10 protein-coding genes are annotated in these 13,588 nt (G+C 63.5%); 7 read left to right on the top strand and 3 right to left on the bottom strand.

All coding sequences use genetic code 11. From position 1 onward, the window contains the following. Position 1: 1 nt before the first annotated feature. Positions 2-916, bottom strand: a complete 915-nt coding sequence (locus GTP55_RS19535; protein WP_161046537.1) for a LysR family transcriptional regulator — start codon at positions 914-916, stop codon at positions 2-4. A gap of 194 nt (positions 917-1,110) precedes the next feature. On the opposite strand from GTP55_RS19535, the gene GTP55_RS19530 reads away from it, so the two are divergent. Both GTP55_RS19530 and GTP55_RS19525 read left to right on the top strand, forming a co-directional pair. Then, positions 1,111-3,123, top strand: coding sequence for a S9 family peptidase (locus GTP55_RS19530; RefSeq protein ID WP_161046536.1), 2,013 nt, complete (start codon positions 1,111-1,113; stop codon positions 3,121-3,123). Positions 3,124-3,394: 271 nt separating this feature from the next. Beyond that, positions 3,395-3,691 carry a HigA family addiction module antitoxin gene (locus GTP55_RS19525; protein ID WP_161046535.1) on the top strand — a complete coding sequence of 99 codons (297 nt, stop codon included), beginning with the start codon at positions 3,395-3,397 and terminating at the stop codon, positions 3,689-3,691. Here the strand turns inward: GTP55_RS19525 and GTP55_RS19520 are convergent. Together GTP55_RS19520 and GTP55_RS19515 are read right to left on the bottom strand one after the other, a co-directional pair. Beyond that, positions 3,645-4,658, bottom strand: a complete 1,014-nt coding sequence (locus tag GTP55_RS19520; protein WP_161046534.1) for a LacI family DNA-binding transcriptional regulator — start codon at positions 4,656-4,658, stop codon at positions 3,645-3,647. The two genes, GTP55_RS19525 and GTP55_RS19520, sit on opposite strands and share 47 nt — an antisense overlap. Next, a complete protein-coding gene (locus GTP55_RS19515) occupies positions 4,645-5,460 on the bottom strand; it encodes a polysaccharide deacetylase family protein (RefSeq protein ID WP_161046533.1) in 816 nt (271 codons plus the stop codon). Before GTP55_RS19515 ends, GTP55_RS19520 begins: the two co-directional genes overlap by 14 nt. Before the next feature lie 245 nt (positions 5,461-5,705). Between GTP55_RS19515 and GTP55_RS19510 the strand changes: the two genes are divergently transcribed. The 5 genes from GTP55_RS19510 (at position 5,706) to GTP55_RS19490 (ending at position 13,550) form a co-directional block, all read left to right on the top strand. Further along, positions 5,706-8,609 (top strand): TonB-dependent receptor, encoded by a 2,904-nt coding sequence (locus GTP55_RS19510; RefSeq protein WP_229258058.1) that lies wholly within the window; start codon positions 5,706-5,708, stop codon positions 8,607-8,609. 173 nt (positions 8,610-8,782) lie between these two features. Beyond that, positions 8,783-10,315, top strand: coding sequence for a tryptophan halogenase family protein (locus GTP55_RS19505; RefSeq protein ID WP_161046531.1), 1,533 nt, complete (start codon positions 8,783-8,785; stop codon positions 10,313-10,315). An 11-nt stretch (positions 10,316-10,326) separates the two neighbouring features. Continuing rightward, positions 10,327-11,028, top strand: a complete 702-nt coding sequence (locus GTP55_RS19500) for a SapC family protein (protein ID WP_161046530.1) — start codon at positions 10,327-10,329, stop codon at positions 11,026-11,028. Beyond that, positions 11,012-12,025, top strand: a complete 1,014-nt coding sequence (locus tag GTP55_RS19495; RefSeq protein ID WP_161046529.1) for a cupin-like domain-containing protein — start codon at positions 11,012-11,014, stop codon at positions 12,023-12,025. The genes GTP55_RS19500 and GTP55_RS19495 overlap by 17 nt, the downstream gene beginning before the upstream one ends. 10 nt (positions 12,026-12,035) lie before the next feature. Further along, on the top strand, positions 12,036-13,550 hold the full coding sequence (locus GTP55_RS19490) for a tryptophan halogenase family protein (protein ID WP_161046528.1): 1,515 nt from the start codon (positions 12,036-12,038) through the stop codon (positions 13,548-13,550). Positions 13,551-13,588: the final 38 nt, after the last annotated feature.

Here is a 13,588-nt window from a genome sequence, read left to right as displayed (position 1 = left end):
CTTACAACACGGCCAGCGGCGCCAGCCGCAGCGCCGCCTCGTCCAGCAAAAACTGGCGGAAGCCGCGCGCCACCGACGGCAGCGGCCGGTCGCCGCAATGCACCACATGCCACTGGCGCTTGACCGGCAAGCCCTGCACCGCCAGCACCGTCAGCAAGCCGGCGCGCACATCGGCCTGCACCTCCTGCGCCGAAAGCAGGCTGACGCCCATGCCGGCGATCACCGATTGCTTGATCGCCTCACTGCACCCCAGTTCCATGAAGCGCGGCGGATTGGACAGGCTGAGGAAGATGTCGTCGGCCACGATGCGGGTGTCGGTGCCGCTCTCGCGCACCAGCAGGCATTCGCTGGCGATGCGCGCCACCGGGATCTCGCGCTCGGCCGCCAGCGGATGCATGGGCGAGGCCACCAGCACGAACGGATTGGCGGCAAACGGTTCTGCGGCCAGACTGGGCAGGGACGGCGCACGCACCATCACCGCCAGGTCCAGCTGGTCGGCGCGCAGCATGGACAGCAGCTGTTCGCGCGGCCGCACCTGCATGTCCAGCTGGAGCCCGGCATGCTGCTGAAGAAAAGCGTTAATCATGTGCGGGAAGAAGCGGCTGCCGGACGTGATCAGCCCAACGCGCAGACGCTGCACGGCGCCAGTCATCAGGTCGGCCAGCGACTGCTCGGCGGCGTTCAGATCGGCCAGGATCACCTGGCAGTGGCGCAACACCAGCGAGCCGCCCTCGGTCAGCGCGATGCGCTTGCCGTTGTGTTGAAAGAGCGGCAAGCCCGCCAGTCCCTCCATCTGCTTGATCTGCATCGACACGGCCGGCTGGGTCAGGTGCAAGTCCTCCGCCGCGCGAGAAAAACTCAGGTTGCGCGCCACACTTTCAAAGATTTTAATCTGGCGTAGTGTTATGTGCTTCATAGGTGGATCAGTCTCCTTCCGCAGCCAGTGTAGGCAGCTTTATATTGTGCGGCCCCTCCCGCCTGGCTAGCGGTGACCACTCATTCCAGCTATTAGACCATTCATCGCGACAGGCTGCAGGCTGTCGCTCCGGCGTGGCGCCAGCGTGTTAAATTGCTATCCTTGGTTTTCCTTCCACCGACGATGAGGTATCCATGATCCGCTACGCCCTGCCTGCCCTGCTCCTGACTAGTGTCTTGCCAGTTTATGCCCAGTCCCCCGCCGCCGAGGTGCCGCTGATCGAGCGCGGCAAGATTTTCGGCAACCCCAGCAAAACCGCCGCCAAGATCAGCCCGGACGGCAAGTGGCTGTCATGGATCGCGCCGCGCGATGGCGTGCTCAATGTGTGGGTGGCGCCGGCTGACAAGCTGTCCGACGCCAGGCCGCTGACGGACGAAAAAACCCGGCCGATCCGCAACAGCTTCTGGTCGCCCGATTCCAAGGTGGTGCTGTTCATCCAGGACAAGGGCGGCGACGAAAACTTCCTGCTGTACGGCGTCAACGTCGCCAGCGGCAAGCAGACCAACTACACGCCGTTTGAAAAGACCCGCGTGCAAGTGCTGCAAATCAGCAGCAAGATCAAGGACCGCATCCTGGTCGGCGTCAACAACCGCGATCCGCGCTGGCACGACGTCTACAGCCTCGAGCTGGCCAGCGGCAAGCTGACGCTGGTGCAGCAGAACGACGGCTACGGCGGCTTCGTGGCCGACGACAACCTCAAGCTGCGCATCGCCCAGAAAGCCCGCGACGATGGCGGCGCCACCTACTACCGCATCAGCGACGGCAAGATCGACACCACGCCGCTGGCCGAAGTGAGCCTGGAAGATTCGCAGACCACCGGCCCCGGCGCCTTCACGGCGGACGGCAAGACGCTGTACTGGATCGATTCGCGCAACCGCAATACCGCCGCGCTGGTGGCGCAGGATGTCGCCAGCGGCAAGGCCACCGTGATTGCCGAAGACGCCCGCGCCGACATCGGCCAGCCGCTGTTCGACGAACGCACCGGCCGCGTGCAGGCCTACACCGTCAACTACCTGAAGCAGGAATACGTCCCGGTCGATAACAGCATCAAGGAAGACCTGGCGTTCCTGAAGAAAAACACCAAGGGCCAGTTCGCCGTCACCTCGCGCACCGAGGCCGAGGACAAATGGCTGGTGGCGGTCGATCCCGTCACCGCGCCGGCCTCGACCTGGCTGTACGACCGCAAGGCCAAGAAGCTGACCCAGCTCTACGTCAGCCGGCCGGAGCTGGATGGCGCGCCGCTGGCGGCCATGCATCCGCAGGAAATCAAATCGCGCGATGGGCTGACGCTGGTGTCCTACCTGACGCTGCCGAAATCGGTGGACGCCAACGGTACTGGCAAGGCCAGCAAACCGGTGCCGATGGTGCTGCTGGTACACGGCGGGCCGTGGGCGCGCGACGGCTTCGGCTACAACGGCTACCACCAGTGGCTGGCCAACCGCGGCTACGCGGTGCTGTCGGTGAACTACCGCGGCTCGACCGGCTTCGGCAAGAAATTCATCTCGGCCGGCGATCTGCAATGGGGCCGCAAGATGCATGACGACCTGATCGATGCGGTGGACTGGGCGGTCAAGAACGGCGTCACCACGGCGGACAAAGTGGCCATCATGGGCGGCTCGTATGGCGGCTACGCCACGCTGGCCGGACTGACATTCACGCCGACCACCTTTGCCTGCGGCGTCGACATCGTCGGCCCGTCCAACCTGTTCACGCTGCTGCAAACCATTCCGCCGTATTGGGAAGCGGGCAAGCAGCAGTTCTACAAGCGCATGGGCGACCCGACCACCGACGCCGGCAAGGCCTTGCTGAAGGAACGCTCGCCGCTGAACTTTGCTGCCGACATTCAGCGGCCGCTGCTGATCGGCCAGGGCGCCAACGACCCGCGCGTCAACGTGCGCGAGTCGGAGCAGATTGTGGCGGCGATGGCGGCCAAGAATATTCCTGTGACGTATGTCGAGTTTCCGGATGAAGGCCATGGCTTTGCGCGGCCAGTCAACAACATTGCCTTCAACGCCGTGACCGAAAACTTCCTGGCCAAATGCCTCAACGGCCGTGCCGAACCGATCGGCGGCGCCCTCAAAGCCTCGACCGCCCAGGTCAAACACGGCGCCGAATTCGCTCCGGGCCTGGCGGACGCCATCAAGTAAGACCATCACCCTTGTGCTGCCTAAGTAGCTGACTGAGGCACGCACGATACGCTGGCGGTATTCCCCCGCCGCCAGCGATGGTCGACAATGCCGATACAGTCCTTTAAATGCAGAGACACGGAAAAAGTGTTTAACAACCTTGCTGTGCCGAGGTTCGCTCAGTTTCGGTCCGCGCTTGAACGAAAAGCGCTACAGGATTTGCTTCGTGTGGACCGCCGCTGGACCGTCTGAAGTCGAGGTGGTGGATTATCACAGCTAGAAGGAGGTAAGCATGCTTGAAGATAAAATGCGCCCGATTCATCCAGGCGAAATCCTGCGCGAAGATTTCATGGTGCCGTTAAAGATGAAGCCTGTAGCGTTTGCCAATATGCTCGACTTGCCGGTTACCGTAGTCGCCGAAGTGCTTGGCGAGAAACGCAGCGTGTCCACCGAAATTGCCGCGCATATCGTGCGGCATTTTGGTGGGCACGTGGACTTCTGGCTACGCCTTCAGCAAAGCTACGACGAGAAAATCGCCCAGCTTAAACCTGGCCAGCCCTGGCCAGCGACGCGCGCAGTGTCATCGTGACGGGGTAGTTGCGGGTGACCGGGCGTTGCAGGTCGTAGCAGCGGTTCAGCAGGTCGCTGACACCGTTCTGCGTCATCTCGCGCCATGGCATGTGGACCGTGCTCAGGCGCGGGGCGGAGAATTCGGCGCTGGGCGTATCGTCGTAGCCGATGACGGAAATCTCGTGCGGCACGCGAATGCCTGCTTCCTGGAAGTAGGACAGCGCACCGGCCGCCATCTCATCGTTGGCGCAAAACATCGCGGTGCAGCGCCGCCCGGATTCCACCAGCTCTTTCGCCGCCGACCAGCCGCCCGCCGGCGAGAAGTCTTTCTCCACCGCCCACATAGCGCCCGTGTCGATGCCGGCCGCCGTCAGCTCCACCTTGAACGCCGTCACCCGCGCCACGTTATCCGGCAGACTGGCCGGCCCCGACACCAGCGCAATCTCGCGGTGCCCATGGTCCAGCAGGGTGCGCGCAGCGATCTTGCCGCCCAGCTTGTGATCGACCGTGAAGCACTGCCCGGAGATGCTGTCGAAATAATGGTTCAGCACCACCATCGGCTTGGGACGCGGCCCTAGCACGCTCAAGTCTTCCTCCTGCAACACGTTGGTCATCAGGATCAGCCCGTCGCAACCGCGCTCGACGAGAAAAGTCAGCCCCTCGATGGCCTGCTGGCGCGCCCCGCCCAGGCCAGCGCCAAACGCCACCACCATATGCAGCCCGGCCGCGCGCAATTCGTTGTCGATGATTTGCAGGATCGGCGTATAAAACGTCCCGCTCAGCACCGGAATGTAGACGCCGACCATGCGGCTGTTGCCAGACAACAGGGTGCGTGCCGCATGCGACGGCCGGAAGCCGAGCTGGTCGATCGCAGCCCGCACCTTGACCAGCGTGGCCGGCGACACCGAACCCTTACCGCTCACCACCCGCGATGCCGTGCCCAGCCCTACGCCCGCCAGGCGGGCTACGTCTTTAATGGTCGCCACGTTGAGTCTTCACATAAGTCATGATGTTCAGGAAAGTATCGGTCCAGTAGCGCTGCCGGTTGGCCGCAAGGTACTGTACCAGTTCCTCGTGCGCAGCGGCACTGGTCGTCAGATAGTCGCCACCCACGCCGTGGAAGGTGAAATTGACCATGGTCCCCTTCGCTGCCGCCTGCTGCACAATCGCAATCAGCTGCTGGCCGCTCAGCCCCTCCGGCGCATACACGCCCACCGCCGACGGATTGAGCGTGGCCATCGACGGCGTCACCGCCTCGCCGCCCACCTTGATCGCGACAAACGCCGGCGCCACCGCCTTCAGGTAGTCGGCGCCGGCCGCCAGCGTATCGCCGCACGGCACGGTGTAAGTACGTTCGCGCTTGCCGTCGATCGCGTACAGCATGGTGTTGCCCAGCAAGACCTGATCCTGCATCTGCGCCACGCTGGTGGTGTCGAGGTCGCGCTGCGGCTGCACCCACTCATGCCCCGGCGCGCGCCGCGAACATTGATGGAACAGGCTGTGATTGCCCAGCTCGTGACCGTTGCGGGCCGCCGCGCGCCATGCCGCCATCCGCTTGTCCACCGCCGGATTGGACAGTTGCAGGTAAAAACTGCCCTTCAGCCCGGCGCGGTCCAGCGCCGGAATGGCGATATCCAGCTGCGAATCGAGCGCGTCGTCATACGCCAGGCTGACCGCCGCCCGGGCGCCGTGCGGCCATTGGAAAGGTAATCCATTTTGCGCCGCAACAACGCCGGACAACACGCTCATCCACGCCGCCGCCAGCACCTGCAAAGTCGATATTTTCATCAAAAGTGTCTCTTTTTGGAAACGTTCCCAGATCATGTTGCCCGCCTTATCTTCCTATGTCAACCAAAACGGGTGCACAATTTTAAGGCATGCCAAATTGACTTTGAATTTCGATCAATGCTATATTCGCCATGTTAGTTGGAAAGGTTTCCAAGAACACGATGAAAAGTAGCAGGCAGGCGGTTGATAAAAACACAGAAAACACAGGAGATGACATGCATTATCCGAAGGCACGACAAACATTGATGAGCCTGGCAGTCGCCAGCGCATGCGCGGCCGCCGCCGTGCCAGCCATGGCGCAAGACGCCCCGGTCAAAGCGGCGGAAGCCACGGAGGTTCAGAGCGTCGTCGTGACCGGCCTGCGCCAGTCGCTGATTTCGTCGATGAACCTGAAACGCAATTCCGACGGTATCGTCGACGGCATCGTCGCCGAAGACATCGGCAAGTTCCCGGATACCAACCTGGCCGAGTCGCTGCAACGCATCTCCGGCGTCTCGATCGACCGCTCGATCGGCGAAGGATCGAAGATCACCGTGCGCGGCGTCGGTCCCGACTTCAATCTGGTGCTGCTGAACGGCCGCCAGATGCCGACCTCCAACCTGGGCGACCTGAACGGCCGCGCCTTCGACTTCGCCAACCTGGCGTCGGAAGCCATCTCGCAGATCCAGGTCTACAAGACCAGCCGCGCGGAAAACGCCACCGGCGGCATCGGCGCCACCGTCAACGTCATGACCGCCAAGCCGCTCGACCGTCCGGGCATGCACTCCAGCATCGGCGCCAAGGCGGTGTACGACACCTCCAACGACAACCTGCCGTCCGACGTGCAAGCCAACCGCTCGCTGACGCCGGAGGTCTCGGGCCTGTACTCCAACACCTTCGCCAACAACACGATTGGCGTGGCGCTGACCGGCAGCTACCAGGAACGCAACCTGGGCTACAACACCGCCGCCGTCTCCAACGGCTGGAAAGGCCCGTACGCCGGCAACGCCGGCCCGCTGATCGGCGCCGGCAACCAGGTCACCAACGGCCCCGGCGCGACCGACCTGTACTCGCTGCCGCAGAACTTGAACTACAACTTCAACGGCGTCAAACGCCAGCGCACCAACGCCCAGCTGACCTTGCAGTACAAGCCGGTCGACTCGCTGGTCACCACGCTGGACTACACCTACTCGGAAAACAAGATCCAGACCAAGCGCAACGACATTTCGGCCTGGTTCAACTTCGGCCCGTCGGCCAGCTCGTGGACCAAGGGGTCGCCGACCAGCCCAACCAGCTGGACCGAGTTCGTCACTGGCAGCGACATCGCCATGGGCGCCGCCGACTTCGCCACCAAGACGCAGAACAAATCGCTCGGCTTCAACGCTGTCTGGAAAGCCACGAACACGCTGCGCTTCGAGCTGGACACCCACCATTCGACCGCTGAATCCGGCGCCGACAGCCCGTTCGGTTCCAGCAACACGCTGGGCACCGCCAGCTTCAGCCGCGGCACCACCACGGTAGACTTCAGCAAGGACTTCCCGGTGCTGAGCATCCAGGGCGCCGACTTCGTCAAGGCCGGCCAGCAGGTCACCGGCTCGGTCTTCACCAACTCCTACATGAAGGGTGAAGTCGACCAGACCCAGGTCAAGGGTGCATGGAAAGTGCTGGAGGCGTCCGAGCTGAAATTCGGCGCCGGCTTCAACAAGGTCGAGAACCGTTCGGCCTTCTCCAACCAGCAGCGCGACACCTGGGGCGGCGCCACCAGCCCGGCCGATTACCCAAGCAGCGTCTGGCACCCGAACTCGGTTGGCCAGTACTTCGACCAGATCAACGGCAGCGCCAACCCGAACCTGTTCAACCAGTTCTACACCTTTAACTTTGCCCAGGTGCGCCAGATCGCCGCCAACGCGTCCGGCCTGCCGGCGCTGTACCTGCCGAAGAGCACCTTCGACAACGACGCCCGCACCCAGGAAAAAACCAAGTCGGCCTTCGTCCAGTTCAATACCGACTGGGATACCAAATTCCCGATCCGCACCGCCATCGGCATGCGCTACGAGAAAACCGACGTGGTCTCGACCGCGCTGGTGCCGGCCGCGACCGGCATCAGCTGGGTCTCGCAGAACGAACTGCCGATCAGCTTCGGCGCGCCGACCTTCACCACGCTGGGCGGCTCCTACCACCACCTGCTGCCGAGCTTTGACTCCGACATCGAGCTGACGCCGACCCAGAAGCTGCGTTTCAGCGCCGGCGAAACCATCGGCCGTCCGCGCTACGACCAGATCCAGGGCGGCCAGACGCTGGACCGCCTGACGCGCACCGACGGCGGCACCGGCTCGCAAGGCAACCCGGCGCTGAAACCGGTCAAGTCCAAGAATCTGGACCTGTCCTACGAGTGGTACTACGGCAAGCAGAACTTCTTCTCGCTGGGTTACTTCAAGAAGAATCTGGAGAACTACGCCGGCCAGTCGCAGATCATCGCCACGCCGTTCAACCTGCATACGCCAGTGGGCGGCGCGCTGTGGAACGAAGCGCTGTCGGCCGGCAAGTGCCTGGCGTCGGACACCACCTGCATCCGCCAGTACATCTTCACCAACCACCCGACCGCGCCGGGCGTGACAGCGCCGGGTGTCAATGGCGACGTCAACGGCACCATCGTTGGCCAGCCAAGCGATCCGGTTGCCAACTTCCGCATCACCTCCTTCTCCAACCAGAAGAAGGCCAGCCTCAGCGGCCTCGAGCTGAACCTGCAGCACATGTTCGGCGACAGCGGCTTCGGCGTGTCGACCAACTACACCTATGTGCACTCGGGCCTGCGCTACGACAACAACAAGGTAGGCGAGCAGTTTGCGCTGGTCGGCCTGTCGAACTCGTCGAACGTGGTCGGTATCTACGAGGACAAGAAGTTCACCGCGCGCGTGGCCTACAACTGGCGTGGCGAGTTCCTGTCGTCGACCTTCGACGGCTCCGGTCCTAACCCGCAGTATGTGGAAGCATATGGCCAGGTCGACATCAGCCTGGGTTACAACTACAACGACAAGCTGAGCTTCCAGATCGAGGGCATTAACGTCGGCAACGCGATCCAGCGCGTGCATAGCCGCACCCAGAACCAGGTGGAATCGGTGACGCAAGCCGGCCCACGTTACATGATCGGCGCCCGCTACAAGTTCTAAGCCGGTGTTGTAACTTCACCACGCCCCCGTCATTCCCGCGAAAGCGGGAATCCATGCTGAGCCTCCCGGCCGGCGTTCCATGGATTCCCGCCTGCGCGGGAATGACGGTTTTTTTTGCTTAACCGGGGTCAGCTTTTCGGTTAAACTTTATGCAACTCACTGAAAGGCAAGCTATGCTGCAACGCATCGTGATCATCGGCGGTGGTTCAGCCGGCTGGCTCACGGCCGGCCTGCTGGCAGCCGAACACCGCGCCGCCCATGGCGGCCTGCACATCACCCTGATCGAATCGCCGGACGTGCCGCCCATCGGCGTCGGCGAAGGCACCTGGCCCAGCATGCGCGACACGCTGCGCCGCATCGGCGTGTCCGAATCCGATTTCTTCCGCGAGTGCGACGCCGCCTTCAAGCAGGGCTCGCGCTTCAACCGCTGGACCACCGGCGGCGCCGACGACGCCTACTTCCACCCGTTCTCGCTGCCGCAGGGCCACGGCGAGGTCAACCTGCCCGAGCACTGGCTGGCGCAGCACCCGCACCTCCCGTTTGCCGACCTGGTCAGCTACCAGCCGCACCTGTGCGTCGCGGGCCGCGCGCCGAAACAGGTGGTGACGCCGGAATACGCCTCGGTGGCCAACTACGGCTACCACCTGGACGCCGGCAAGTTCGGCGTGTTCCTGCGCAAGCACTGCCTGGAAAAACTCGGCGTGCACTACGTGCCGGACCACGTCACCGCCGTCAATGCGCACGACAATGGCGACATCGCCTCGCTGCAAACCGCCAGGCACGGCGCTGTCGAAGGCGAGCTGTTCATCGACTGCACCGGCATGCAATCGCTGCTGCTGGGCCAGCATTACGGCATCCCGCTGATCAGCCAGAAACACGTGCTGTACAACGACTCGGCGCTGGCGGTGCAGATCCCCTACCCGGCCGACGACACCCCGATCGCCTCGCAGACCTCGTCCACCGCGCAAAGTGCCGGCTGGATCTGGGACATCGGCCTGCCGACCCGGCGCGGCGTCGGCCACGTGTATGCCAGCGCCTACCTCAGCGACGACGAAGCCGAAGCCCAACTGCGCGCCTACATCGTGCAGACCGGCGGTCCGCGCGATATCCCGCAGCCGCGCAAGCTCAGCTTCCATCCCGGCTACCGCGAGCAATTCTGGCACCGCAACTGCGTCGCCATCGGCCTGTCTGCCGGCTTCATCGAACCGCTGGAAGCATCGGCGCTGGCCATCGTCGAGATGTCGGCCGCCATGCTCAGCGACGACCTGCCAGCCACGCGCGAAGCGATGGACATCGTCGCCGGCCGCTTCAACGAAGCCTTCCGCTACCGCTGGGAGCGGGTGATCGACTTCCTCAAGCTGCACTACGTGCTGAGCCGGCGACGCGACTCGGCCTACTGGCGCGACAACGCCGTCGACGTGCCGGAACGCTTGGCCGGCCTGCTGACCCTGTGGCGTCACCGGGCGCCGTCGCGCAGCGATTTCAACCGCATCGAGGAAGTCTTTCCGGCCGCCAGCTACCAGTACATCCTGTACGGCATGGGCTTCCGCAGCGACTTCAGCCGGGCGCCAAAACCGCACGAGGCCGCACAATCTGACGCCTATTTCCAGGAAGCTGCTACATTAACGAAAAAAATGTTGCACGGGCTGCCGGACAACCGGTCGCTGATTAACCATATCAAGCTTCACGGCTTGCAAAAAATATAGAACGAGACACTATGCCTAACCCGGTTTTACTCAACAATATCGATCACAAGGATCTGCGCGTCATCACCCGCCGCGGCGCCGCCTACGGCGACCAGCTGATGGCCGTGCCCACCTTCCCGGCCGAGTTCCGCGACGTCCAGGCCTGCTACCCGATCGTCTTCCGCAAGACCACGGACGGCCTCGGCTTCGAGCCGCTGGTGCTGTTCGGCTTCCAGGACGGCGAAAACCTGTTCCTGCAGGGCGAGCGCTGGGATGCCCCCTACGTGCCGATGATGCTGGAACGCCAGCCCTTCCTGATCGGCCTGGCCGGCAACGAACTGATGATCAATGTCGACCTCGATCACCCGCGCGTCAGCCGCAGCGAAGGCGAGGAAGTGTTCAAGCCGCACGGCGGCACCACCGACTACCTGGACCGCGCCAACTCGCTGCTGCTGGCCATCCACGAAGGCATGCAGGGCATGCCCGGCTTCCTGCAGGCGCTGCTTGACAATGAATTGTTGGAAAGCTTTACGCTGGATGTCGAGCTGAACGACGGTTCGCAGAACCGCATGATCGGCTTCTACACCATCAACGAAGACCGGCTGCAGGCGCTGGGCGGCGACGCCATCGTCAAGCTGCACCAGGCCGGCTATTTGCACGCGATCTACATGGTCATCGCCTCGCTGTCCAACTTCCGCATGCTGATCGACCGCAAGAATGCCCGCCTCGCCTGAACCCATCCGCGAGATCGGCGGTCTGGGCCCGGCCGATCTCAGCGACGCCATCCTGACCTCGACCCAGCCGCTGGTGCTGCGCGGCCTGGCCGCCAGCTGGCCGATGGTGCGCGCCGCGCGCGAAGGCGACCGTGCCGGCCTCGACTACCTGCGCCAGCACTACCAGGACGCCACCGTCGGCGCCATGCTGGGCGGCGCCGAGGCCGGCGGCCGCTTCTTCTACAACGACAGCGTGGACGGCTTCAACTTCCAGCCGGTGCACGCCAAGCTGAGCGGCGTGCTGGAGGAAATCGAGAACAAGCTGGCGCTGGACCCGGCGCCGACCATCTACGTCGGTTCGACCACCATCGACACCTGCCTGCCCGGCTTTCGCCAGCATAACGATCTCGACCTCGGCCAGCGCGACGCCCTGGCCAGCATCTGGATCGGCAACCGCACCCGCATCGCCGCCCACTACGACCTGCCGGACAATGTGGCGGTGGTGGCGGCCGGGCGCCGCCGCTTCACGCTGTTCCCACCGGAGCAGTTGCCCAACCTGTACGTCGGCCCGATCGATTTCACGCCGGCCGGCCAGGCCATCAGCCTGGTCGATTTCCACCAGCCGGATTTCGACAAGTTCCCGAAATTTGCCGAAGCGCTGCGCCACGCGCAAAGCGCCGAACTGGAAGCCGGCGACGCCATTTTCATCCCCAGCATGTGGTGGCATCACATCGAGGCGCTGTCGCCGTTCAACGTGCTGGTCAACTACTGGTGGCGGCAGTCGCCCGATTACATGGACACGCCGACCAACGCCCTGATGGCGGCCTTCCTCACCATGCGCGACCTGCCGTTAGAGCAGCGCAAGGCCTGGCAGGAAATCTTTCGTCATTACATCTTCGAAGCCGACACAGAAACGGCCGCCCATATTCCGGCACACGCCCGCGGCGTGTTGTCGCCACTGACCGCCGACGGGGCACGCGCGCTGCGCGGGCATTTGCTTAAAAAACTGAATCGCTAGAGGAGACACCATGCGAGATCCAAACAATCGCCAACCGGTGCGCCGGGTGGTCATCTGCGGCGGCGGCACCGCCGGCTGGATGGCCGCCACCGGCATCGCCAAGGTGCTGGGCAAGCAGCTCGACATCAAACTGATCGAGTCGGAAGAAATCGGCACAGTCGGCGTCGGCGAAGCCACCATTCCGACGCTGACCAACTTCCACAACGTGCTGGAAATCAACGAGCAGGAATTCATGGCCGAAACCCAGGCCACCTTCAAGCTTGGCATCAGCTTTGAAAGCTGGCGCAACCTCAAGGAAGACTACATCCACTCGTTCGGCACCACCGGCATCGACCACTGGACCGCCGGCTTTCAACACTTCTGGCACAAGGGCGTTCAGCGCGGCCTGGCCGGCGACTTCGGCGACTACTGCCTGGAGCTGAAGGCGTCGAAGGAAAACCGCTTCGCCCACCTGCCCAACAACGGCATGAACTACGCGTATCACCTGGATGCCAGCCGCTACGCCAAGTTCCTGCGCCGCCTGAGCGAACCGCGCGGCGTGCAGCGCATCGAAGGCAAGATCGTCCGCTACACCAGGCACGACAACGGCGACGTGCGCTCGGTGGTGCTGGCCTCTGGCCAGGAAATCGAAGGCGACTTCTTCATCGACTGCACCGGCTTCCGCGCGCTGCTGATCGGCGAGGCGATGGACGAGCCGGTGGAAGAATGGTCGCAATGGCTGTTCTGCGACCGCGCCATCGCGGTGCAGACCACATCGGTCGGCGACGCCGTGCCGCTGACGCGCTCCATGGCGCATCAAGCCGGCTGGCAGTGGCGCATTCCGCTGCAACACCGGGTCGGCAACGGCATCGTCTATTCAAGCCGCTACCTGGATGAAGACACCGCACGCAAGCAGCTGCTGGCCAACGTCGAGGGCAAGACGCTGATCGAGCCGCGTGTGATCAAGTTCCAGCCGTGCCAGCGGCGCCATACGTGGAAAGGCAACGTGGTGGCGATCGGTTTGGCCAGCGGCTTCCTGGAGCCGATTGAATCGACCAGCATCCACCTGATCCAGCGCAGCGTGATCCGCCTGATGCAGATGTTCCCGTCCGACGGCATCCAGCAGGCCGACATCGACGAGTACAACAACCAGTGCAACAGCGAGATCAACCACATCCGCGACTTCATCATCCTGCACTACCACGCCAACAACCGCACCGATTCGCAGTTCTGGATCGACGCGCGCGAGATGAAGATACCGGCCTCGCTGCAGCACCGCATCGACCTGTTCCGCGAAACCGGCCGCGTGTTCCGCGTGCCGAACGAACTGTTCGCGGAAAATTCGTGGATCCAGGTGATGATCGGCCAGGGCATCATGCCGAAGTCGCACCACTCGACGGCCGACCTGATGGGCGACGAGGAACTGAAAGCCTTCCTCGGCAACATCAAGAGCCGCATCGACCGCACCGTGGTGCAGCTGCCGACCCACCAGGCCTACGTGCAGCGCTACTGCGGCCGTCCGGACGAAGGCGCCAAGGCGGCCTGACCCCGCAAGCCTTTAGTGATACGCAAGCGTTACCACTT

Origin of the sequence: Duganella margarita (assembly GCF_009857535.1) — a bacterium.
Taxonomy (GTDB): Bacteria; Pseudomonadota; Gammaproteobacteria; order Burkholderiales; family Burkholderiaceae_D; genus Rugamonas; species Rugamonas margarita.
This window is presented reverse-complemented; position numbering and strand designations above follow the sequence as displayed.